At 67.8% G+C, this 21,754-nt stretch carries 19 protein-coding genes; 10 read left to right on the top strand and 9 right to left on the bottom strand.

Features of this window, described 5'->3' with window-relative positions; translation table 11 throughout:
• Window positions 1-4: 4 nt before the first annotated feature.
• The 3 genes from ACFOY2_RS02860 to ACFOY2_RS02850 are packed head-to-tail and all read left to right on the top strand — an operon-like array spanning window position 5 to window position 4,367.
• Window positions 5-1,000, top strand: coding sequence for a DUF5605 domain-containing protein (locus ACFOY2_RS02860; protein WP_379526302.1), 996 nt, complete (start codon window positions 5-7; stop codon window positions 998-1,000).
• Window positions 997-3,072, top strand: coding sequence for a hypothetical protein (locus ACFOY2_RS02855; RefSeq protein WP_379526301.1), 2,076 nt, complete (start codon window positions 997-999; stop codon window positions 3,070-3,072). Before ACFOY2_RS02860 ends, ACFOY2_RS02855 begins: the two co-directional genes overlap by 4 nt.
• On the top strand, window positions 3,069-4,367 hold the full coding sequence (locus ACFOY2_RS02850) for a glycoside hydrolase family 28 protein (protein ID WP_379526300.1): 1,299 nt from the start codon (window positions 3,069-3,071) through the stop codon (window positions 4,365-4,367). The genes ACFOY2_RS02855 and ACFOY2_RS02850 overlap by 4 nt, the downstream gene beginning before the upstream one ends.
• A 72-nt stretch (window positions 4,368-4,439) precedes the next feature.
• On the opposite strand, the gene ACFOY2_RS02845 is transcribed toward ACFOY2_RS02850, so the two are convergent.
• A complete protein-coding gene (locus ACFOY2_RS02845; RefSeq protein ID WP_379526299.1) occupies window positions 4,440-6,038 on the bottom strand; it encodes an ATP-binding protein in 1,599 nt (532 codons plus the stop codon).
• A 238-nt stretch (window positions 6,039-6,276) separates the two neighbouring features.
• On the opposite strand from ACFOY2_RS02845, the gene ACFOY2_RS02840 reads away from it, so the two are divergent.
• The gene (locus tag ACFOY2_RS02840) at window positions 6,277-7,110 is read left to right on the top strand and encodes an integrase (protein WP_379526298.1); all 834 of its coding nucleotides are present in this window, start codon (window positions 6,277-6,279) and stop codon (window positions 7,108-7,110) included.
• 21 nt (window positions 7,111-7,131) lie between these two features.
• Here the strand turns inward: ACFOY2_RS02840 and ACFOY2_RS02835 are convergent, their stop codons facing one another.
• Together ACFOY2_RS02835 and ACFOY2_RS02830 are read right to left on the bottom strand one after the other, a co-directional pair.
• Complete coding sequence (locus ACFOY2_RS02835; RefSeq protein ID WP_379526297.1) at window positions 7,132-7,371, bottom strand: helix-turn-helix domain-containing protein; 240 nt, start codon at window positions 7,369-7,371, stop codon at window positions 7,132-7,134.
• Window positions 7,371-7,958 (bottom strand): hypothetical protein, encoded by a 588-nt coding sequence (locus ACFOY2_RS02830; RefSeq protein WP_379526296.1) that lies wholly within the window; start codon window positions 7,956-7,958, stop codon window positions 7,371-7,373. Before ACFOY2_RS02830 ends, ACFOY2_RS02835 begins: the two co-directional genes overlap by 1 nt.
• 93 nt (window positions 7,959-8,051) lie before the next feature.
• Between ACFOY2_RS02830 and ACFOY2_RS02825 the strand changes: the two genes are divergently transcribed.
• Complete coding sequence (locus tag ACFOY2_RS02825) at window positions 8,052-8,228, top strand: hypothetical protein (protein ID WP_379526295.1); 177 nt, start codon at window positions 8,052-8,054, stop codon at window positions 8,226-8,228.
• Between the two features lie 157 nt (window positions 8,229-8,385).
• On the opposite strand, the gene ACFOY2_RS02820 is transcribed toward ACFOY2_RS02825, so the two are convergent.
• A complete protein-coding gene (locus tag ACFOY2_RS02820) occupies window positions 8,386-9,060 on the bottom strand; it encodes an SCO4225 family membrane protein (RefSeq protein WP_379526294.1) in 675 nt (224 codons plus the stop codon).
• 599 nt (window positions 9,061-9,659) lie between these two features.
• Here ACFOY2_RS02820 and ACFOY2_RS02815 point away from each other — a divergent pair.
• Window positions 9,660-14,918, top strand: a complete 5,259-nt coding sequence (locus tag ACFOY2_RS02815) for a LamG-like jellyroll fold domain-containing protein (protein ID WP_379526293.1) — start codon at window positions 9,660-9,662, stop codon at window positions 14,916-14,918.
• Window positions 14,919-14,987: 69 nt separating this feature from the next.
• Window positions 14,988-15,644 carry a DUF6461 domain-containing protein gene (locus ACFOY2_RS02810; RefSeq protein ID WP_379526292.1) on the top strand — a complete coding sequence of 219 codons (657 nt, stop codon included), beginning with the start codon at window positions 14,988-14,990 and terminating at the stop codon, window positions 15,642-15,644.
• 47 nt (window positions 15,645-15,691) lie between these two features.
• Here ACFOY2_RS02810 and ACFOY2_RS02805 read toward each other — a convergent pair whose 3' ends face one another.
• From ACFOY2_RS02805 to ACFOY2_RS02790, 4 genes are all read right to left on the bottom strand, one after another.
• On the bottom strand, window positions 15,692-15,976 hold the full coding sequence (locus ACFOY2_RS02805; protein ID WP_379526291.1) for a hypothetical protein: 285 nt from the start codon (window positions 15,974-15,976) through the stop codon (window positions 15,692-15,694).
• 136 nt (window positions 15,977-16,112) lie between these two features.
• Window positions 16,113-16,367: a hypothetical protein gene (locus ACFOY2_RS02800; RefSeq protein WP_379526290.1), complete on the bottom strand. Its 255-nt coding sequence runs from the start codon at window positions 16,365-16,367 to the stop codon at window positions 16,113-16,115.
• 251 nt (window positions 16,368-16,618) lie between these two features.
• Entirely contained in the window at window positions 16,619-17,080 is a 462-nt protein-coding gene (locus ACFOY2_RS02795) for an NUDIX hydrolase (protein WP_379526289.1), read from the bottom strand.
• Between the two features lie 82 nt (window positions 17,081-17,162).
• Window positions 17,163-17,645, bottom strand: coding sequence for an RrF2 family transcriptional regulator (locus tag ACFOY2_RS02790; protein WP_357815111.1), 483 nt, complete (start codon window positions 17,643-17,645; stop codon window positions 17,163-17,165).
• A gap of 90 nt (window positions 17,646-17,735) precedes the next feature.
• Between ACFOY2_RS02790 and ACFOY2_RS02785 the strand changes: the two genes are divergently transcribed.
• From ACFOY2_RS02785 to ACFOY2_RS02775, 3 genes are read left to right on the top strand one after another with little or no spacing between them, the layout of a single operon-like run.
• Window positions 17,736-18,944 carry an MFS transporter gene (locus tag ACFOY2_RS02785; protein ID WP_357815109.1) on the top strand — a complete coding sequence of 403 codons (1,209 nt, stop codon included), beginning with the start codon at window positions 17,736-17,738 and terminating at the stop codon, window positions 18,942-18,944.
• A 25-nt stretch (window positions 18,945-18,969) separates the two neighbouring features.
• Window positions 18,970-19,485 carry a GNAT family N-acetyltransferase gene (locus ACFOY2_RS02780; RefSeq protein ID WP_357815107.1) on the top strand — a complete coding sequence of 172 codons (516 nt, stop codon included), beginning with the start codon at window positions 18,970-18,972 and terminating at the stop codon, window positions 19,483-19,485.
• Entirely contained in the window at window positions 19,482-19,604 is a 123-nt protein-coding gene (locus tag ACFOY2_RS02775; RefSeq protein WP_379526288.1) for a hypothetical protein, read from the top strand. Before ACFOY2_RS02780 ends, ACFOY2_RS02775 begins: the two co-directional genes overlap by 4 nt.
• 123 nt (window positions 19,605-19,727) lie before the next feature.
• On the opposite strand, the gene ACFOY2_RS02770 is transcribed toward ACFOY2_RS02775, so the two are convergent.
• A complete protein-coding gene (locus tag ACFOY2_RS02770; RefSeq protein ID WP_379526287.1) occupies window positions 19,728-21,698 on the bottom strand; it encodes a glycoside hydrolase family 127 protein in 1,971 nt (656 codons plus the stop codon).
• Window positions 21,699-21,754: the final 56 nt, after the last annotated feature.

Raw genomic sequence — 21,754 nt, 5'->3', positions numbered from 1 at the left:
ATCGATGAACATCATGGGCACCACCGCGTTCGGGTGGCACCTGCACGGCGAGAAGCGGCGCGCGCGAACGCTCGCGACTCTGGAGTCCTCGCCCTTCGACCGGGTGCGGATGGCGGCCTCCGCGACGCGGTGCACGCTCGACGAACTGGAAGAGCGAGTGACGGAGCTGGCCGGGATCGGCGTCACCGCCGAGCTGGTGCTGCTGCATCCCGGCGACGGCATCACCGACCTGGGCGCGGCGGTGCGCTACCTGGAGGAGGTGGTCCCGCGGCTGGCACCGCACGAGAACGTGTGGTGGTCGCTGAGCTCCGACCCCGGGACCTTCCCGTTCCTGACCGAACACGACTGGGTGCGCCTGGCCGAGCTGGTGACCGAGGAGGACCCAGGCCACCATCCGCTGTCGATCACCGTGGGCCCGGAGTCGCCGCTGTTGTGGCGGCGGGCCTTCACGCACGGCAGCGTCGTCGCTCCCAGCCCGCGCGACGCCTGGGTCCAGACCAGGGACCACCACAAACCGGTGTCCATGGACATGTGCGGCTACGAAGGCGACCTGGACGATCCCTGGCGGAGCCTGACGGCCGAAGAGGTCGTCACCCACGCCTGGGACGGGGCGATGCGGCGGCGGCATGTGACGCATGGGGAGGCGTACCTGGACGAGGACGGGCTGACGTGGTCGGAGGCCGGCGGCACGCTGGTGGGGGCGGCCGTGCCCCGGCTCGCGCTGCTGCGTCAGGTCCTCGCCGAGACGCCTGACGAGGCCCGCTACCGCGACGAGGACGCGCCGGGGCTGGAGGTGCCTGGCGAGTTCTACCTGGAGTTCTGCGGGGTGCATCGGTTTCCGCAGCGGTCGTACGAGGTGCCGGCCGGGACGTACGAGATCGAGGTGATCGACACATGGGAGATGACGGTCAGCTCGCTCGGGTTCCAGGAGGGCGAGACGGTCACGGTCCCGCTGCCGGGCACCTGCGGCCAGGCGATCCGCGTACGGCGGCGCCCATGACGGCCCCAGCTCGGCGTCCCGGGGGCCTGCCGTCCGAGAGGGCGGCGGGGGGCGTGCTCGCCGCCATCGCCGAGCCGGGCGGGAAGGTCGTCGAGGTGGTGGCGGGCACGGACGGGCCCGAGGTGCGGCTGCGGCTCCGCGACGCGGACGGCCCGCACCTGCGGGCCCCGCTGCACCGCATGCTCACCGCCGCCACGGGCCGCCCCTGGCGCATCGCCCCCGCCGCCCCCGACACCATCCACCTGCACCCCGACGCCCCAGCCGAGGGGGCGGTGGTGGTGACGGCGCGGTGCGGGCCGCTGGGCGCCCGCCTTGAGCTGGCCTTCACCTCCGACGGCCTACTCACCGTCATCACCACCTGGCGTAACGACTCCGGCGCCCAGGTGACCGACGTGGCGGCCGGGCTCCTGCTGCCCCTGCCGACCCAGGACGCCCACGTGACGATGCCGGGCGTGCTCTACAACGACAACCCCTCCTCCGACCCGGCCCGCCAGGTCCCGCACGTCGGGTACGTGTGCGAGGAGCACCGCCTGCCCATCCCCGCCGTCAACGCCGCCTGGGACGACCGCTACGTCAGCCTCTTCGCCCACCCCGAGCCCGCCCGAGCCCAGGACGGGACGGTCGTCTACGGCTCGCTCGGCGTCATCAGGAACCCGGGGCTCACGGTGGCGGCCATGACCGGGGTGATCATGTTCGACGGGCGGCCGGACGTCTGCTACGTCAGCAAGGCGGAGGTGGCCGACCAGCCGATCGGCTACCGCACCCTGGACCCCGGCGAGACGCTCACCACCCGCCACACCCTCGACTGGGGCCCGGTCCGCCCTCGGGGGTTCGGCTTCAGAACACTCGTCCACACCGCGCCGAGGCTCTACCACGACCGCGGCGCCGCTCCCCTGTCCCCCGACGACATCGTCCGCCTGAAGACAACCGCCATGGACGCGCGCTGGGCGGGCGACGGCTACCTCGCCTACGTGGGTGACCGTCCCGGCAGGCCCAGGTCGTACCTGTACGGCTGGACCGGCCAGTGCCTCAAGCTGGCCCGCTGCGACGCCCTGCTCGGCCTCGACCGCGACGAGCCCGAGCGGGTCGAGCGCGCCCGCCGAGCGGCCGGCTTCTACGTCGAGGGCAGCGCGAGCCCGGTCAAGGGCCTGCGGCACGCCCGTTACCTGCTGGACGACGGCACGTGGGAGATGTTCCGCAGGGACGGCGCCGACTTCGTCTCCAGCCGCGCCCACGGCGAGACGATCGCCGACCTGGCCGCGCTCGCACTCCAATTCAGAGACGCGGGCCTCCCGGTGCCCGGGGCGTGGGCGAAGGCGGTGGAGGACGCCGCCGCGCTGTTCTGGCGGACCAGGCTGCCCGAGGGCGTGATCCCACTCGGCTGGCGGCCGGACGGAAACCCGTTCTCCCCGATGGTGACCGCTGCGGGGATCGCGTGCGTGCAGGCCATGCTGGGCGCGTATCGGCTGGGCGGCGAACGGGTGTGGCTGCGCCGCGCCGAAGAAGTGCTGGGCCGCTACCACCGGCTGCACGCGGCCACGTTCGAACGGCCCTTCGCCCACGCCACCCTCGACGCCTCCGGCGAGGACAAAGAGGCGGGGATGTACTACTTCCTGGCGGCTTGGGAGCTGTACCAGCTCACCGGGTTGGAGCGGTACGCCCGGTGGGCGGAGGCGGCGGCCGACTGGCTGCTGACGTTCGTCTACGCCTGGTCGCCCGAGTTCGACACGGGCAGCACGTTCGAGCGGCGCGCTTTCGCCGCCCGCGGCTGGCCCGCCGTGAGCGTGCAGAACCACCACCTCGACGTGTTCTTCCCGACGTCGGAGCTCATGGAGTTCGGCCTGGCGACCGGCCTTACACGCTACGCCGAGGAGGCGCGGACCATCCTGGGCGCCATGGGCCAGGGCATCTGCCAGGAGCCCGGCGACTGGGGCTTCGAGGTGCCCGGGGAGCAGGGCGAGGGCTTCTTCCAGACCAACTGGCAGCGCAAGGGCGAGGCGAACACGTGGAACCCGTCCTGGGTGATCGCGCTGCCGCTCTACCACGCGCTGCGCATGAGGAAGGTGTCATGAACGAGGAAGAGGCCTGGCGGTACGCGGACGAGCTGCGGGACCGGGTACGCCCACCGCAGTTCCCCGACCGCTGGTTCGACCTGACCGCCTTCGGCACCGGTGACACGTGGACGGAGGCGTTCCGCGCCGCGATCGAGGCGTGCCACGAGGCGGGCGGCGGCCACGTACGAGTACCGCCGGGCACGTACCTCACGGGCGCCATCCACCTGCGCAGCAACGTGGATCTGCACATCGAGGCGGACGCGACGATCCTGTTCAGCACCGACCCCGCCGACTACCTCCCCGCCGTCTACACCCGGTTCTCGGCCATCGAGTGCTACAACTACTCCCCCTTCATCTACGCCTACGACCAGGAGAACATCGCGATCACCGGCCAGGGGGTGCTGGACGGCGGCGCGGGCCCGGAGCACTGGTGGCCGTGGGTGGGCACCCCGGAGTTCGGCTGGCGGCCCGGCACGCCGCACGAGGCCGACGACTGGGCCGAACTGCAACGCATGGCGGCTGACGGCGTCCCCGTCGAAGAACGCGTCTTCGGCACGGGCCACTACCTGCGGCCGAACCTGATCCAGCCGTACCTGTGCCGCAACGTCCTGGTGGAGGGTGTGCGGATCGTGCGCTCCCCCATGTGGGAGATCCACCCGGTGCGGTGCGAGAACGTCCTGGTCAGGAACGTGTCGATCTATTCACGCGGCCCCAACAACGACGGCTGCGACCCCGAATCGTGCCGGTCGGTGGTGATCTCGGGCTGCGTGTTCGACGTCGGCGACGACTGCATCGCCATCAAGGCCGGACGCGGCCCCGACGGGCGGCGGGTCGGGGTGCCGTGCGAGGACGTGCTGATCGAGGACTGCGACATGCGCTACCGGTACGGCTCGGTCGCGATCGGCACCGACACGACCGGCGGCATCCGCAACGTCTTCGTCCGCCGCTGCCGTTGGGGCGGCCCCGGGCTGTACTTCGGGCTCTACATCAAGACGAACTCGGTACGCGGCGGCTTCGTGGAGAACGTCTTCGTCAAGGACATCGAGATCAGCGAACTGACCAAGGAGGCGGTCTCGATCGACCTCTACCACGGCGACGGCCACAACGGCGACGACCCGCCACCGATACGCAACATCCACGTGGCGAGCGTCCGCAGCGACCGAACGCGCAGCGCGTACCTACTGCGAGGCTATCCCGAGCAGCCCCTGCGGGAGATCACGATCAAGGGCAGCTCGTTCGCGCGGGTGCAGCGGGCGGACATCGTAAGCGACGTCGAAAGGCTCTCTGTCACGGATGTCACGATCGGAAAATGAAGAGAGCGCCCGCCTGGCGGCCCGTCAGGTTCTGGGGGCGGCGGTGTGTCTCATTCTCTCCATGGTCACTCGTCACACGCGTAGAACGGTGACTGGGCGGCCGGATGGCGTGGTCGCCTGTTCGAAGCCGCCTCGTTCCTTCCACGGTGGGGCTTCTGGGCGGCGATCGAAGATCACCAGTACGCCGGTGGGGAGGGTGAGCCGGTCCAGATAGCGGTCGAGTTGCACGAGGCCGTCGGGCAGGGGGTCGTTTCTGTTGGTTCGCCAGACCTTCAGTTCCATCGCTTCTCGCTGCATCAGTCGTTCGTCTTCGGGGCCGGTGTAGGGCCAGCGGACCAGTACGTCCAGGCGTTTGGTGCCTGCGGCGTACTCCCGGTCGAGGTAGCCGCCGCCGTTGACCAGGCGGTGCAGGAAGGCCATGAGGATGATCTGGCAGGCGGCCTCGTGGTAGCCCTCCTGCTGGATGAGTACCTCGCCGTGCTCGCGCCAGAACACGACGAACTCCTTCAGGAGCCGCGCCAGGTCGAAACGGCCGTCCGGGAGCACGAAGCTGCGCGGGTCGGCTTTGACCAACCGCGCCGTGCGATCGCCCAGTACCCGGAGCAGGACTTCGCGATAGATGGGGTTGGCGATCTCCAGATCCATGGGCCCGCGAATGAGGCCCAGATCGTGGACGTAGGAGACATCGTCGTCAATGCTGTCGTCCATACTCGGCACCGTGCCGGCCACGATCGGTTCGAGCACCCGCTTGACCCGGGGCTCGTGCAGCCGGGCCACCAGCGCGTCCAGATGGGTGGCGCGTGCCCGGATCAGCCGCTCCTTGGCCTGCTCCACCTGTCCGGTGGTGATGGCGCCGGTCACCGCCATCTCAAAGGTGATCTCGTGCGCGAGGGCGTTGACCAGCCATGGTTGTCCCTGCGTCAGCTCGAAGACCCGGTCCACCGCGTCCTTGGTGAACTCCTGGCCGGTCGCCTCCGTGTGCTGGTCGTACAGTTCGGCGATCTGGTCGGCGGTGAAGTCGCCCAGGCGCAGCGACTTGGTGATGATGTTGAACGGGCTGGCCGGGTTCGACCCGTCGGGGGCGCCGCCCGAGGTGACCTTGTAGTCGCGCACGTCGCGCAACCCGCACAGCACAATGGAGGTGGGGAACGGATGGCCTTCTGGCCGCGCGTTGTGGCCGTCGCGGAGTTGGCTGAGGATGCTGACCATGCTGGTGCCTTGGAGGGCGTCGATCTCGTCGAAGAAGAGCACCAACCGGCGTGGGCATCGGCGGGACCACTCGCTCAGCGCCTCATTGAACCGGCTGCCCGGTGTGACCTGCGGCCAGGGATCCGGTGGCAGCAGCTCGTCCGGCCATCCCGACCGCGCGGCGGCTGCGCGGATGGAATCCAGCAGAAGTGACTCCGCCCAGCCGACGTCATCGCCGGCTGCCTTGGCGCGCTCGCAGGAGAACATCAGAGCGGCGATGTCGCCCTCGGCGGTGAGCTCGGACGCCAGGGTGCGCAGCGCGGTCGTCTTCCCGGTCTGCCGGGGCGCGTGCAGCACGAAGTAGCGATCCATGTCGATGAGCGCCCTGGCCTGCGGGATCCGCGGTGTGGGGGGCAGCATGTAGTGGCGCTGCGGGTCGCAGGGGCCGGTGGTGTTGAAGGACTTCGCTCGGGGTGGTCGCACGATCACATTCTGCCATCGCAAGCTCAGTCAATCGCGCGATCCCGCGTCGAAACCGCCGAAAGCCAGATTGTCCGCCTGCTCGGCGTCAGCCGATCAGCCGTCCACGAGTACGTTCCCGAACTCGCTTCAGGCCGCCTTGCGGTCGAGCAGCCGACGGAGCGAGCCGATCGGGAAGGCGATTTCCCAGTTCAGGGCCTATTTGTCGGCTGGTGTCACGTTAACGGCACCCCACGGTTGTATGGTCGACGACTTGATCGAGGGAAGGCGGCGGCAGGACATGCGGGTGACGATGACGAGTGCGGCGAAACGGACTGACCGCGCGAACGAGGACTTCACCTGCGCCGGACCGACGACAGCCGTGCTGATTGACGGTGCCGGCATCCCCGGTGCCGAATCGATCTGCCGGCACGGCGTGGCCTGGTATGCCAATCGCCTGGGAGGCAGCCTCCTCAGCCTCTTGTCACTCGTGCAGGACCGCAGCCTTTCGGCACTGCTCGCCGAGGCCATCGAGCAGGTGAGCAACGATCATCGTGACACCTGCGACGTCGCCAACCCCATCAGCCCGTCGGCCACCGTAGCCATCGTGCGCCTGTCCGGCGGCCTCCTTGAGTATCTGGTGCTCGGTGACTCGGTCCTCGTGCTCGACAGAGCGGATGATGCGCCGCTCGTCGTCTCCGATCCCCGGGAGGTGATCATCAGCCGGTCGTACCAGCCCGCGCTTGAGGCCGTCACCGCGGGTAGCGACGAGTACCACCGGCTCCTGCGAGACTTGCGCGCCAACCGCAACCAACCAGGCGGCTTCTGGCTGGCCAAGGACGACCCGCGAGCGGCAGACGAGGCGATCACCGGAAGCTGTCCGATCTCCGAACTAAATGGCGCCGTCCTGCTCAGCAATGGAGCCAGCCGCATCGTGGACCGGTTCCAGCTCGCCGACTGGCCAGAGGTCATGGCCATCCTGGCATCGAGCGGACCTGCCGAAATCATCCGTCGTGTCCGGCAGGCGGAAGCGCGCCATGCGGTGGCGGCGGACGATGCGACGATCACCCACTGCACCGACCTCGGCGAGGCATGACCGTCACCAGCGGATGTCCGCTCACCGTTCCTTTCCAGGGTGATGGCTGAGCAGGTCGCCTGGCTGGCAGTCGAGGACGTCACAGATCTTGGTCAGGGTGGTGAACCGGATGGCCTTGGCCCGGCCGTTCTTCAGAATGGACAGGTTGACCACGGTCACCCCGACCCGATCTGCCAGTTCGGTGAGTGTCATGCCACGTTCGGTCAGGAGTTGGTCGAGGTGGACGGTGATGGCGTGGGTGTCCATCTCGGCCGGCGACATCAGACGGTGCCTTCCAGGTCGTCGCGCATCCGCACCCCAGTGCGCAGGACGTTCGCCAGCGCCAGCAGCCCGAGCCCGACGAGCGGCACGATCAACGGAATCTCCTTGACCCCGTAGTAGGACTCGTTCACGGTCATCGTGTCCAGCAGCGCCATCATCGCGAAGTACTCGATCTGGGGGGCCAGCAGGCCACCGGCGAGCAGCCACCAGCCCACGACGCGCACCTGGCCCGCGACCTGCGGCAGGTAGACACCGGCGCGAGCCCGCCAAAGCAGCCGCCACAGCAGGAAGAACACGCCAACTGTCACGGCGAAGCTCGGGAAGGTGGTCAGGGCTTGCAGGATGTACTGGCCGGTGTCAGGCGAACTGTCGATGAATCGAAGATCGCTTGCCAGGGCCACGACGCCTGGTCGGGCCCCTTCCGTGAACGCCGGCTCATCGATACCGATGCCGTAAATGCTGGGTGACTGAGCCGCCACGTGCGGGACGGTCAGGCCGAAGAATCCGGCCCTTGAGTAGAGCACCATGCCGATGATCACCCCGGTCACCAGGACGAGAACCGCGAAGACCACAGGCCGGCGCGCCACTCGTCCAATAGTGCTGTGCTGCGAAACCATCAGCCCACTCCGATCCATATCGTTTTCCGATGCTATCGAAGAACGATAGCATCGAAAAACGATATGGAGAACTGCTTCGACCGGCAGGACAACCAGCCGAAGCACCTGCTGTTCGGCGTAGCCCGCGGCACTTGCCGCAAGTCCATGCAGAGGCTGCGCGAAGAAAAGCTCATCTACACCATCCCCAACCTGGGCAGCTTCGTCGGCCAACGCACCGAACCCAACACCCCCAGCGACTGAGCCCGATCGGGCGGACGCGCCCGGAGCCGGAGGTCAGAACCTGTGCATGGGGGTCCAGACGGTCATTGGACCGATGCCGCCCAGGCGTAGTACGGGACGAACGTGAGGCCGACCGCAAACTGGTCCCGTTTGTGGAGGCGGCGCGCCGCAGGGGTCATCAGCGGGCCGGACGATCACCCAGGCGGCGACTTCCTCCGTTTGGGTGGCCGCGGCGGAGGGCCATCCAGAAGACGGCGGCTTGGATCAAGCCCGCGCAGAAAGACTCCGCGACCAGGAGCCTGTGATCCACGGCGGCGGTGAACAGACCGGTGAACGACGTCAGCAGCATGGACGTGGGAAATGCGGCATAGAAGCTCAGGGGCCAGAAATCGGGGTGATCGCCGCCGACCCATGGTTCAGTGGGTCTGTCGGGCATGGTGAGCAGGCTGAGCAGGGCAAGCACCCCAACGATGGCCAGATATGACACGGTCACTCTCGTCAGAGCTCTGCTTGGCCAGTCGTAGGCCGGCCCGCCTCCTGCCGACAACGGTTGTGACGCCTTGCCGCGAACGATCCGCCAGATCAGCAGGGCTTGAACGAGCCCCGCGACGGTCAGCAATCCGGCGTGCGCGTCGACCCTGTCCCCTCCGAACAACCCGTCTGGAACCAGCGAATCCAGACCCGCTGACCGGGCCCACTCCACCGCGAGACTCAAGGGGAAGCTCGCCAGGAAGGACCACGCAAGCTCCATTCCTCCCCTGTGACCGCCGTACCTGGCGTAGTCGAACAGGGCTGCCACGACGAAGACGAGCAACGCCGCGGCAAGGAGCATCGCATATTTTCTGCGGATCAAACCGTCCCCTCGGTTTCCACCTTGCACTTCTTCCATGCCGCCGGGCCGTTACGGTTCTGCGACCTTCCTGCCTCGTCCCCATCATCGCGGCGGGGTCCCCGACACGTCGATCGGGGACCCCGGTTCGCACCAGGACTGTCAGGTTTATCACTTACTGAGCCCATTTCGCTACGCAAAGGGTCTTTACTATGGCACACTCCTTATGTGATGATCACTCCGCCTTGTCGCATTTGTTGTTGAGAGGTCGTGAGTGATAACACGTCCGTCGACGTCCGGCTTATTCAGTCGGGCGCACCGCAGCCTCGCCTTGTTCGCCGCTCTGGCACTGCCTGTTTCACTAATGGCAGCACCAGCGATCGCCGAGCCCACCCCCCCAGACTTCGCCACCCCCTTCGACGACACCATCGACCACTGCTCGAACCGTTAAAGCGGCATGGGAACAAGCCGCCAAAACCGGCCGCCGGGTTGAAGCCCCGGACCGATTCAGCGAGAACATAAAAGTATGGGCCAACCCGGACGGCAAGACCCTATCCGCCGAGGTGCACACTGGTCCTATTCAGATGCGGGAAGGTAACACATGGCGGCCTATCGACACCTCGGTGGTCGATCAGGGTGGCACGTTACGTACTGTCCGCACCAAGACCCCGCTCACCTTCGGTAAGAACGGCGACACGACAGTTGTGTCGGCCAAGGTGCCCCATGGAAACGGCACCTTCGGCTGGCACAAAGGCCTTCCGCAACCCCGCATTCAGGGCAATAAGGTTGTCTATCCTGACACGGTTTCTCCAGGCGTGGACCTGGTTACCACCGCACTGGCCAATGGCTTCCTTCAAAGCGTCGTGATCCGTCAGCGGCCGACGAGCCCGATCACCATCAAGATGCCCCTGACTCTGCCCCAGGGCATGTCCTATGGCAAGAGCAAGAGCGGTGCCACGCGTCTCCTGTCTGCCGACGGCAAGCCTGCCAGTGCGGATATTGTGGCCAGAGCAGTGGACGCCGCCGCCGAACGCTCCCCTGAGGAAGGCCACATCACCGAGGTCGCCACCTCGGTGGAAACCGCCGGCGATGACAATGTGCTGGTGCTCAAACCGGACCTGAAGTTTCTCACCGACCCGGCAGTGACCTATCCGGTCACACTCGACGCACCCGGTGAGTGGGTGGGCGCCGGCATGCCGGAGGACGCCTGGGTGAACAAGAACAACCCCACGCTCAACCATCTGACAGATGGCTGGTTGCGGGCGGGGACCACCAAAACCAGCGCCGACGTCGCTCGCGTCTACCTCCGCTATGTCGTCAACGGCACCGACTTGGACGGCGCCCGGATCGAGAACGCCGACGTCATCATGTGGAATTATCGTTCCGGTGCCGACCCGGAGGTGTACCCGAAGTTCTGTGGCACGGAACTCAGCTATGGCACGGTGATGCGCAAGCTGACTACGGCATGGGATCCTGCGACTTTGTCGTGGAACAATCAGCCGTCGTGGACGTCCTCCGGCCAGGCCCCGATCAAGGGCGCCTACAGCGACACCGAAGGTTGCTCGGGCGGCGGCGAGCTCTGGTACTCGATCGAGCCGATCGTTCAAGGCTGGGCCAGCGGCGAACCCGACCATGGTCTGGTTCTCATGAGCGCCCTTGAGACGACCGCCATTAACTGGCGCCAGTATTACTCGGAGGAAGGCGGTCCGTGGGATCGGAATCAGCCCGACCACGCCCCGGTTCTCTTCGTCCTCTACGAGCCGGCGACCGTCGAAGAGATCGGCATTGCCTACGAGCGCGACGGGCTGCCCGATGACAGCCTGCCCACTTACGAGGAACTGCTCGCCAATCAGGTCCCGCTCTCGTCGACGGCTCCTGAGCTGACGCCGATCACCCTGGAGGAGGCGGCTCAGCGGCAGCAGGAGTCGGACCAGACGGAAGAGGTCGATCCCGAAACCCTCCCCGACGAGTCTCCAGCCGATCCACCGGCGGAGCCGGACACGACTCCCCCCGCGATCATCGCGACCACGCCCCTCGAAAATGCCACGAGCGTGAAGCCGGCCACGCCGATCCTGGCGTTCTTCAGCGAAGCCGTAAGCGACGCCCAGATCGTCGTCAAGGACGCCGAAGGAGCCGCCATCGCTGGTTCCGCCAGCCTGAACCCTGGCGGTGAGAGCCTCGATTTCACCCCTGAACAGCCGCTGCCCGGAGACAACACCTTCACCGCGGAAGTGACCGGCGCCATAGACGCAGCGGGCAATGTCATGCCGCCATACTCCTGGACGTTCAGCACCGGGCAGTCGGATAGTGCCGCGCCGATCGTCACCGGAACGACGCCCGCGGCAAATGCGGCCGACGCCCCTCTCGATGGTGCGATCAAGGTGACCTTCAACGAGCAGGTGTCCGACGTCCAGATCACGGTCAAGGACTCGTCGGACGCCGTCGTCCAAGGCCTCCCGACCGGCGGCCCGAACAATGACGAGTGGACGTTCACTCCGGCGTCCCGTCTCGCCGCCCAGAAGGTGTACCGGGTCGAGGTCAGCGGCGCCAAGGATGCCGCGGGCAATGTCATGTCGCCCTACAACTGGTCATTCACCACGGCAGCGAATACGCAGCAACCGATCCCGGGGCTGGTGGCGGCCTACGGCATGAACGAGGGCTCGGGCACAGGCGTGATCGACTCCTCCGGGCAGAACAACACCGGCACGGGCAGTGGCACCGCCTGGGTCAACGGCAAGTATGGCAAGGCGCTGTCGTTTAACGGCTCCTCCAGCATGGTCACGGTCGCGCATGCCGCGTCGTTGCGCTTGACGACCGGGATGACGCTCTCGGCCTGGGTCAATCCGGCCACAGTGACCGGCACCCCGTGGAAAAGCGTGGTGACCAAGGAACTGAACGGCGAAGGGGCCTCCTACGCCCTGTACGCCGCCAACGGCGATGCGCTTCCGTCCGGCTGGGTGCAAACCGATCCCGTAACCCCGTTAACGGCCGAGGGAACCTCACCGTTGCCGGTGAACAGCTGGAGCCATCTGGCGCTCACCTACGACGGCGCCACCCTGCGGATGTTCGTCAACGGCCAACAGGTCGACCAGACCCCACTGAACGCCGAGCTCTACGACGACGGCAGCCCGCTGCGGATCGGCGGCAACGCTGTCTGGAGCGAGTACTTCAGCGGCCTGATCGACGAGGTGCGCGTCTACAACCGGGCCCAGACCACCGCCGAAATCCAGACCGACATGGCCACCCCGATCGGCCAGGCAGCGCCGCCGGACAGCCAGGCGCCGACCGCGCCCGGCTCGCTCGCCGCGACGGGCGCCCCCGGCAGCGCGCAGCTCACCTGGACGGCCTCGACGGACAACGTCCGCGTGGACGGCTACCGGATCCACCGCTCCACGACGCCCGGGTTCACCCCGTCGGCCGCGAACCAGGTCGGCTCGTCGCCGACCACCACGTTCACCGACGCGGGCCTCGCCGCGGGGACGTACTACTACCGTGTCCGCGCCGTCGACGCGGCCGGCAACCTCAGCCCGTTCTCGAACGAGGTCTCGGCCACCGTCACGGCTTTGCCGACGAACCCGGGCCTGGTGGCCGCGTACGGCATGAACGAGGGTACGGGCACGACCGTGGGCGACTCCTCCGGGCAGAACAACACCGGAGCCGCCACCGACACCACCTGGACGACGACCGGCAAGCACGGCAAGGCCCTGTCCTTCAACGGCACCACCAGCTGGGTCACCGTGCCCCACGCCGAGTCACTGCGCATGACCGACACGCTGACCCTGTCGGCCTGGGTGCGGCCCACCGCAGCGGACGGCTACCGCACCGTGCTGATGAAGGAGAACGACTACGACGGCTCCTACACCCTGTACTCCTCCTCGGGAGCCTCCCTCCCCATGGGCTCGGTGGAACTTGCCGACGCGCCCCGCGGCGTGCGGGGCGACGACCCGCTGCCGCTGAACCAGTGGAGTCACCTGGCGCTGACCTACGACGGCAGCATCGCCACCCTGTACGTCAACGGGGCCCCAGTCGACCAATACCCGTTCACCGGTGAACTCGTCGACCACGGCGGTGTGCTGCGCCTTGGCGGCAACTCTGTCTGGGAGGACGAGTTCTACAGCGGCCTGATCGATGAGGTACGCATCTACAACCGCGCCCAGACCGCAACAGAAATCCAGACCGACATGAACACCCCCGTCGGCGCTGCCGCGGCGGCTCAACAGCGGCGCATGGACGCCACTGCGGACGCTACTCCCACCATCAACAAACTGACGATCGAAGGCACCCGCACCGTGGACGGCATCACCGTCGCCTCCACTCTCACCCCCCGTCTGACCACCTGGTTGTCCAACGGGCGCAAGGACGAGGCCAAGGTGGAAGTGGAGATCGCCGGCAAGCCCACCAAATCCTTCAAAGCCGGAAAGGTGATCAGAGACGAACATCTGGTCTGGTCCGGGCAGGCCACCGCCAAGCCCGATGATTCCCAGGTCGCTCTGCAGGTTCCCAAGGGTAAGTTGCGGGACGGCGACAAGGTGAGGTGGCGTGCTCGCGCCATCGCCGCAGGCGTCACCGGCGCCTGGACCACCTGGCACTCGTTGAGTGTGCAGGATCTGGCCACCGCTGATCAGCCTCGGGCGGATCAGGTGGAGACCACCGCGGCGCCCTCGGGACCTACTCCGACACTGCCCACAAACCGGCTCGACTTCCAGAAGTGCTGGGCCAACAAGAAGTCGAACAGCAAGGCCGCGTACCCACACGGCTGGGTTCGCGACTCGTACAACTGGTGCTCGGTTAGAACCGTCGGAAAGGCGCGCACCCAGAAGGTAAGGGAGTGGTGCGGCTGCATCGGGAGCGGTGGCTGGAAGACGACCATGAAGGTCAAAGCCAAGCTGGAATTCCTCTTCAGCGTGGCGGGCCACACCTACGCTGGAGGTATGCGCGGCTTCCCATACGCCGAGATCGACCAGAACAACGGCAACATCAACAGTCGCACGATCAGCATGTGGGCCCGAGTCGACGACATACATGTGACCGGCCCATTGGGCGCTGCCACATTCCCCGAGACCACGGACCTGACCGTGAATATCGCGGGTGGTGCGCCAAGCGGCCAGCACTGCGCACTGTCGAAGGGCGGAGCTCGCAAGTCTACCATCGCCCAATGGCGAGACCCGAATAGCCGTCAGCAGTATTTCGAGTTCGTCTCCAACAAGAGCGCGAGCACGGGTCCCCACCGGCTCAGCGTGTGCACGTTCACGCCGATACTCGCACTGGGCTGGCAGGCCCCCGTTCCCTCACCCTTTATCAAGACCAAGATGGTCGACATGCCCGTACGCTGCGATACGTCGGAGGAACTGGCCACGTACTACGGAGGGTGCGTCTACTCCGAGTTCACCCCTACCTTCCAAACGCCGCTGGTCTATGGCTGGAACGGGAATGACCCGATCATGAACGAGTCGACTGATCTGATCCGTCGAGCACTGGAAGAGCCCAAGGAGACATATCCCCATAAGACCGACGAGCCAAAGGTGATTCCAGGTGCGCGCGGTGTCGCGCCGCTTCACCGCAGCAGCAGCTCGTCTCGGGACACGCAGAACCGGACCCAGTCGGTCAAGTATTGTGCGCAGATGCTGGCCGAACTCGGCGAGCCCTCTCCCAAGAACAAGGATTGCGACGAGTATCCCTTTGCTGCCACCCATGAAGGGTCAGCAGGCGCCACCACCAACAGAAACGTCGCGGTCGATTTCATCGCCCACGACCACAACCGAAGCGTAGGCAGCAAGCTCCGAGCCTTCTGGCAGGCTTACCGCGTTCTAGGCTCCGATGCAGTCAACGGCCAGGACATGGTGCACACCTTCGAAAGCTTCTTCGTGAAGACTCCCAACTGATCCGGTTCGTTGCGGCCCCCGCCGGTCCGGCGGAGGGCCGCAGCGGCCTTTCTCGCATTCAGGATGTCAATGTCGACCGACCTCGAAAACCTCTATCTCCGTGTTGTGGCCGACCTCGCGGCGTCACTGCCGGACGTCAGCCTCACCTGGTGCCGGGCCGCGGGTGTTGAGGACGTGGCCATCGCGCTGGGAGGACTCCCGCCCAGCGCCGTGAGACGTTCCCTCAGGGAGGCGAGCGAAGAGGCAGGGCAGCACGTTCAGGAATCCGGCCATGGAAAAACGCTGGTCGTCGGGGAGTTGGCTCCGTGGATCCTCGTCCTGGAACCGGACGACTGGAACGGCGCGGAGGCCTTGCCCCGGCTCTCGTCCGGTGGAGAGGCGGTGTCCTTGTGGTTCGGGGACACCATGCGGCACTACAACCTGCACTATGCCAAGGATGGACGCGAACTGTGCCGCTTCGCCTGGGGCGCGGAGCCGGATGGCGCCCCATCACCCCTCGCCGGCCAGCTGCGAGGGCTGTCATTGTCAGCGGAGCCGCCGCCAATGGGTGCGCAGGAGTGGAGGCCGCCTTCCTTCGATGAGTGGAAGGTGCACGCCCTCATCCTGGCGGAGCGAATCACCGGAGCCCGCCTGACCGCGGAATGGCTGAGCCGCGAACACACGCGCTTCGTTCAGGGGCCGCACGCGCGTGACGTACCGCCCGATGACGGCGAGCTCTGGCCCTGAGCGCCCGGGTACGAACTGGTGGTCAGGTCGCCTAGCGACGCCCGTGATCACCTGGCGATGTACTCAGCCAGGACGATCGCCGCACCCTCGACGTCACTGGTCGGGTGCCGCCGCTCGACGTACTGCCAGGAGTAGTAGGCCCCGCCGTACCCGACGAACACCCACACCGGCCGACCCGGCTCAGGCTTGTACACCATGAGCGCGCTTTTGTTGTCCCGCAACTCGGCACGGACACCGAGCTTCACGAGCCGATCCCGCAGCCGGACGAGCAGGTCACTCTCCTCCTGGCCTTGCGGGAAGCCACTCGCCGCCGCCTGCATGATCGAATTCATGACCCGTTCCCTTCGGCCTGGCCGCCTCCGAGGCAGTCGAGACACTCTCACGCCCGGCCTGCAGGTCCCCAGTTCGGCTTGCCACCGGGAAGGCCCCGGTCTCCGTTCTGCCCCATGAGCATCAGGAAGAGGCTCTTCATGGCGGCCAGCCCGCGGGCGCGCCTGATCGTTGCCTCGTCCGCGTGCTCGTACGCGTCGAAGAACCGTGCGGCCGCGAACTGGCCGGGGCCTCGGCGGGCGCCTCCACGTGGAGCGCCTGAAGGAAGCCCGCCAGAGTGTCGGCCGCGTGGGCGCCGCGGCTGATCGAGCCGTGGTCAAGCGGCTCGCCGGGAACCCACGTCATCACGGTCCAGTGCTTGGGGAAGCGCTCGGACGGTTCGCCGAACCGCACCGGGGCCGGCACCGGGATGCGAAGTCACAGTACTGAGGCGGAGCGGCTCTCGCTCTCCGGAACATCTCGCTGTGATTTCTCTGGCATCACCGATTCGGTTTCAGAGAGCTGCAGATCAGAGGCTTTGGGAGGGAACGGCCCCAAAGTTCAGAGAAACCTGCCTGAGGTGTCCCATGATCAATATCAATGCCGACTGTCCACGTCGTTGCCGGAAACGTCGGGTGGTCGGTTCCTCGGTAAGCCGGCTCACGTCATTGGGCCGCCGGCAAGTAATCGCGGAGGATGCGCTGATCGAGCTCCCAGAGCGCTGTTTTGTCATCGTCGTACCGCAGCGTTTCGTATGCCGCTTCGTACGCGAGCCAACGCATGTCACGGTGTTCATCGGACAGCACGATCTCGGATGCGACGTGGGTGACGTCCATGGCGAAGAAATGCTTCGGCACGATGTAGAGGTTCGCAGGCCAGTGCTTGGCGGCCGCGAAGCAGGTTTTCTCCACGCCGCTCACCATGTCGAGTTTGCGGAGCGGACCCATGTCGTGCAGACCGGTCTCCTCGGCAGCCTCACGCCGGGCCGCCCCCAGATCTTCGCCTTCCTCCACTCCGCCGCTCACGCTCTGCCAGTTGGAATCGTCGGCCCGCTGGAAAATGGCGTACTCGGGCGACCCTGCCGCGATCCGGTACACAAAAACCAGAACGGTGTACGGCTGACGCATGAAGATCCAATCCTTTCAAGGGCGGCAGTTGGCCCCTGCGGCGATGGGACCGGGCGCGTCCGGCGGCGGCTTTCACCGACGGTCAACTCCTGGTAGTGGTCAGCCAGCGGCGTATGTCGGGCATGGCGGTCCCGTCGCTGTCGGCGTCGATGTCGGCTGCCAAGTCGGCGATGGAGAGCTGGGCGAGTGCGCGTGACCAGGCGTCTTGGGCGGCGGTCATGGCTCGGGCGATCGCGCATGGCCGTGAGCACCGTTCGGCGGGGATGCCAAGGGGTCCGCGCTGCCGGATCTCGGTACATCGATACGCGGGCTCGTCTCCGTCGATGGCCTGCACCACCTCCAGGGCGCTGATCTCCGAGGCGGGCCTGGTGAGGCTGTAGCCGCCGACCTGGCCCATGGTGGAGTGGACGATTCCGGCCCGCGACAGTGCCTGCAGTTGCTTGGCCGTGTACGCCGGCGGGGTGCCGTGCAGTTCCGCCAGTCGTGCCGCCGGCACCGGCTCGCGGCTCTGGCTGAGCGTGACGCAGCTGTGCAACGCCCACTCCACCCCGCTCGACATCTTCATGCCCCCACCCTACCCATCCCGGACAGGAGGTGTCCGAGATGTGATATGAACTCGGATATAAAATATCCGAGATAAGTCGTTGGAGTGCCCATGACGCAGACAGCACTGCAATCCAGCCGCGCATCCCTGGGAGTGGCCGCCCTGGCGTTATTCGTCGCGGCGGCAAACCTGCGGCCGACCATCGCGGCCGTCTCGCCGCTCGTCGACCGCATCCGCGCAGACCTGGATCTGTCGGCGACCGGCGTGTCGCTGCTGACCACGGTCCCGACATTGGCCATGGGGGTGTGCGCGCCACTGGCCGCGTACGCGGGCCGACGATACGGCCTGCAGTCCGGCGTGCTCGCCGGGCTCGTGATCATCGCCCTGGCTACGGCGGCGCGCCTGCTCGGCGAGTCCACCTGGCTCCAACTGAGCAGCGCGGCAATCGTCGGAGCAGGGATCGCCATCGCCCAGACGCTGCTGCCCGCCGTGGTCAAGACGCGCTTCGCCGCCCGCGCCGGGCTGGTCACCGGCCTCTACACCGCAGGACTCGGCCTGGGCGGCGCGGTGGCGGCCGGAGTGAGCGCGCCGTTGGCCGATGCCCTCGGCTCCTGGCCGGGAGCGCTGGCGTCCTGGGCGGTGCTCGCACTGGCAGGCGTCGCGCTGTGGTCCGCCGCCAAGGGCTCCCTGAGTCTGGACAACGTCACGGCCCCCGCCGGGCCCGCGACCAAGCAGATGCCATGGCGCAGTGGCGTGGCCTGGCACATCACCATGTTGTCGGCCGTCAACTCCGCCCTGTACTACTGCGAGCTGGCCTGGGTGACGCCGCTGTTGCACGATGACGCCGGTCGCGACGCGGCGACCGCCGGGATCATGCTGACCGTGATGATCTCCATTCAGGTCGTCGCGATGCTGGCCGTACCGGCGCTGCTGGGAGAACGCCGCGGCACGTGGGCGGGCCTGGCCGTCATGATGACGCTGACCGCGGCCGGCTTCCTGGGGCTGGCGTACGCGCCCGACACTGCGACATGGGTGTGGATCGCGGCGCTGGGCGTGGGGCACGGCGGGCTGTTCACGCTCGTGCTGACCCTGCCCGTGCTGGCCGGCCGCGACCCCGGCGAGGCGGGGCGGATCAGCGCGATGGCGTTCTTCGTCGGGTATGGCTGTGCCGCGCTGGCCCCCCTTCTGGTGGGCGCGCTGCGCGACGCCACGGGCGACTTCACTCTCGCCTTCGGCGTGCTGGGCACGATCGGCCTGCTGATGCTTCTGCCCATCGCCCGCCTGCGCAGCACCATCCTCCGTCCGGTCAAGGCACGCTGACGTGCGGAAAGGTACGGACGCCCGCATGAACCTCGAACGTCTCACCGGTCAGGAGATCCTGGCCCGCACCCCTCACCTAGTGAAGATCTACCGGGCCGCGTTCGGCGGCCCGCCATGGCACGAGGACGAGCGCGCCGCCGACGCCTTCGCCGAACGCCTGACCGCGGACGCGCAACGCCCCGGATTCACGGCGGTGCTGGCCAGCGACAACGGCGAACCCGCTGGTTTCGGTACGGCATGGCGCACCCCAAGGCCCTTCCCCACCGGCCGCGCCTACGACCTCGTCCGTGCCGAACTAGGTGACGCGGTGGAAACGCGGCTGGTTGGAGCGCTGGAGGTGGACGAACTGGCGGTGAGCCCACACGCGCGCGGACGGGGCCTCGCGGGGCGAATCCTCGACCTCCTGCGCGGCCGCACCGACTCCTGCTGGCTGCTGACCGCCCCGCAAGCGGCTGACGCGATCAGGTTCTACGAACGGCTCGGCTGGCGGCGACTGACCGGGCCAAGGGCGAACATCGTGGTGTTCTCGCGTTCGCCGTGAACGCCGCGATCAGCCGACGGCCCATCACAATCATCCTCTGCGCCATCCCCAACCTGGGCAGCTTCGTCGGCCAACGCACCGAACCCGGCGCTCCCGGCGACAAGCCCGTCAGCGACTGAGCCTTGATCGGGCGGACGCGGCCTGGCCGAGGGACTATCTGCGAGCGCGACGGCCTCACAGCTGCGGTGGTGAGACCGGGCGCGTCCGGCGGCGGCTTCGGGCCAGCCGGACGCGCCCGGAGATCAGTCCGCGTGCATGGGGGCCCAGACGGTCATGGGGCCGGTGCCGCGGTTGGCCCAGGCGTAGTAGGGGACGAATGTGAGGTCGATCGGGCCCGCGTGGTCCGCTTCGCGAGGCGCGGCAGCGGTGCGGTAGGGAGAGCCGCCGTCGTCCTCCCGGTGCACGTGGGCCCGGCCGCGCGCGGTGACCGGCACCACGTCGGCGGGCAGGCCGGCGAGCGGCGTCCCGTCGCGGAGATCCGCGTCAGCCAGGCACAGGTCGTCGACGATGACGCCGGGGTGGTCGGTCTGTTCCAGGCAGTAGACGAGGGGGCCGCGTTCGACAGCGACCTGGCCGCGGGCCACGTCCAGGCGAGGTACGGCGACGGTCAGGCGGGGCCGGACGCCGAGGTCGAGCGTGATCCGGTCCCCCGGGCGCCAGGTGCGCCGGACGCGGTGGTAGGTGCCCGGTTCGGCATCGGCGCCAAAGCCAACGCCCGCACCCGCACCCGCACCCGCACCCGCACCCGCACCCGCACCCGCGAGCGTCCCATCCGATCGCGTGCCCGCGAGCGTCCCCTCGACGACCGCGTCGGACGACCACGACGGGATGCGGGTCGAGAGCGTCCACGGGTGGTCGGGGGTTTCGCGGATCACGATCTCTACGCGGCCGTCCCACGGGTAGTCGGTCTCGACCTCCAGCAGCACCTCCCCCGCCCGGATGGTGCCGGGCGCGTACAGGTGGAGCTGGACGCCGTCGCCGTCCCGGGTGGCCAGGTAGTGGTCGAGGGAGGAGAGCAGGCGCATCACGTTGGGCGGGCAGCAGGCGGTGCCGTACCAGTCCTGGCGGCCCCGGGCGGCGGCGCGCCGGTCGTCGGGGTTGGCTCCGGCGCGTACCCGGAGCGCGTTGACGTAGAAGAAGCGGTCGCCGCTCAGGGAGATCCCGGGCAGGACGGCGTTGTACAGGGTGCGTTCCATGAGGTCGGCGTACTGCGCGGCTCCGGTGGCCAGGAGCATGCGCCACGACCACTGGACGCTGCCGACGGCCGCGCAGGTCTCGCAGTACGCGGTCTCGGGGGTCAGCTCGTGCGGGCCGCCGAACTGCTCGCCGTACCAGACGGAGCCGAGTCCTCCCGTCAGGTACGTCTTGGTCGCCACCATGTCGGCCCACTGCCGCTCCAGAGCGTCCAGCAGCCCTTGGTCGGAGGTTTCCGCGGCGACGTCGGCGGCTCCGGCGGCGAGGTACACGGCGCGGACGGCATGCCCCTCGACCGTGGCGGCCTCGCGCGGCGGCACGCGGTCCTGGCGAATGCCGGGCCCGTGGTGGCCCTTGAGCGGGAGGAGTTCCCGGCCGCGGGTGGCGATCATGCGGGCGGCCAGGTCGAGGTAGGGGCGCGTCCCTGTTTCCCGGTAGAGCTCGGTCAGGGCGGTCTCGATCTCCGGGTGCCCGTCGAGCGCGTCGGGAGGCAGGTCCTTGACGAGGTGGTCGGCGAAGCGGGTGGCGACCTCGAGCAGTCTGCGGTCGCCGGTGGCGCGGCTGCCGGCGACGGCGGCCTGCATGAGGTGACCCGCGCAGTAGAGCTCGTGGCTGGAGGCCAGGTCTCCGTAGCGGGGACGGCCGGTGAGCTGGGTGTGGGTGTGGAGGTAGCCGTCGGGAGCCTGGGCGGCTTCGACGAGCTCCGACGCCTCCTCGTAGGCCCTGGCGAGGTCGTCCCCGCCGGCCCTGCCGCGCTCCCACGCGAGGGCTTCGAGCCACTTGTAGACGTCGGAGTCGGCGAAGATCTTGCCGCGGTGCTCCCCTCCCGCACCGCGGCCGGCCAGCTTCAGGTTGTCGAACGCGCCGGACTCCCGGACGCGCTCGCCGCCCAGCGGGATCGTCACCTCGCGGTTGACCCGCTGCCGCGCACCCCAGAAGCCGCCGTTGAGACGCGCGCCGGCGACCGGGCGCAGGGTCACCGCCGCGTCGGGACGCGGACGCACAACCGAATCGCTCATGCCGCCATCCTGCCCCAGGCAAACATATCCAACAAGATATGAATATATATGCACAG

This window comes from Nonomuraea purpurea, assembly GCF_042650645.1.
GTDB lineage: Bacteria > Actinomycetota > Actinomycetes > Streptosporangiales > Streptosporangiaceae > Nonomuraea > Nonomuraea purpurea.
Note: the sequence above shows the minus strand (reverse complement) of the source record. Positions and strands in the feature narration are given on the sequence as shown.